The 1,367-nt window shown below is 57.9% G+C and carries 1 protein-coding gene; it reads left to right on the top strand.

Going from position 1 to position 1,367, the window contains the following annotated elements; all coding sequences use genetic code 11:
* Nucleotides 1-1,147 precede the first annotated feature (1,147 nt).
* The coding region (locus A7D17_RS23440) for a leucine zipper domain-containing protein (RefSeq protein ID WP_153041992.1) at nt 1,148-1,367 on the top strand (220 nt) is incomplete at its 3' end.

Below are 1,367 nucleotides of genomic sequence, written 5' to 3'. Positions count from 1 at the left end.
GGTGTGCCTGTAGCAGGGGCAACACCGCGCACATGCGCCGGAAACGGCCAAAAACCGCAGGCCTGAGCGTCATTGGCGCGACCGATGCGGCTTACCTCATCCTCCGATGGCGTTGATCAGACCATCCCTAACGCTTGAATTAAGCCGAGTTGCGAAGCAACTTCGGCTTGAATGAGTTGTTAGGCAGTGAGTGGCCGCAAGGTTCGATGGTGCAACCATGCTCCCCAGCACTGCCGCCTGTACCGAGTGTGCCACAGCCTGCGGGATGGAGGTTGCCCGGCGATGCAGCAGCGCCTGACGCCACCGAAGCCAAGTGCAATGAGCGCAGCGCGGCAATGACGTACGAGGGCGAAGCACCGAACTTACCGCACCCAGCAACGGTGACGACTCCCCCGGAGCCTACCGCCAGCATGCCAGCGAACCGACAGAAGCCGGACTCACCAACTGACTTGCTCCACCACTGCCTAACGCCCGGGTTAAGCCGAGTTGCGAAGCGGCTTCGGCTTGAATGGATTGTTAGGCCGCATCCTCTTGATATATCCCGTCGGAGTGCTTTTGCCAGCCGGATTTGTAGATGCCGTCGGCAATGTCAAAGATGCTCTCAAACTCCTGAATCCAGTCCCCTGACTTATCGAACAGGTAGCCACGAACTCGCTCTAGGCGTAAGTCTTGAACGCCAGTGTCTGTATCCCAGACATGCTCCCCATCCCAGTAGTCACTTAGCGGCATTTGAGTCGAATAGACGCATTGCCCCTCGGGGTTGTATCCGATCAAAATGGCACAGTCTTTAAGTACTCGATGATCCATAGTGCGGCCTAACAACTATTCGAAGTCAACAAGGTGCGTAGCACCGGGGTGTAGTACGTAATCTCTGACCTCCCCACCAAGTGCATCCCCATTCGCTTTACCGCGATATCCCGATCGTGGTGCGTGACCGAGGTGCGTAAGCATGTCGCATTCCCCTGAGGCGACGTATCTCGATGCGACCGTATCATTCCGACCGAACGGCTTCAATGTCTTCGTCTGCATCGGCCGCCAGGCAGCCGTCTTCGGCAGCGCCTAGTTGTGATCTCTCAGTAGGTTGTTCATCCGGGGCATCTCTGGAAGATGGGGGTTATCAAGCCAACCCAGCCCCCAGGAGCCCCGGATGAACCTGCATAAACATGCCCGTTTGAGCCCTCGCGGTCGAGCCCTGCTTGTGGATCGCATCCTTGTTCATGGGTTGCGCGTGGAAGAAGCAGCGCATGCGGCCGGTGTCAGCGTCCGAACGGCCTACAAATGGCTCAAGCGCTTTAAGGAAGAGGGGGAAGAAGGGTTGACTGACCGTACCTCCCGGCCTCACAAGTGCCCCCATGCCACGCCTAAGC

This window comes from Xanthomonas floridensis (assembly GCF_001642575.1).
GTDB classification, from domain to species: Bacteria; Pseudomonadota; Gammaproteobacteria; order Xanthomonadales; family Xanthomonadaceae; genus Xanthomonas; species Xanthomonas floridensis.
This window is presented reverse-complemented; position numbering and strand designations above follow the sequence as displayed.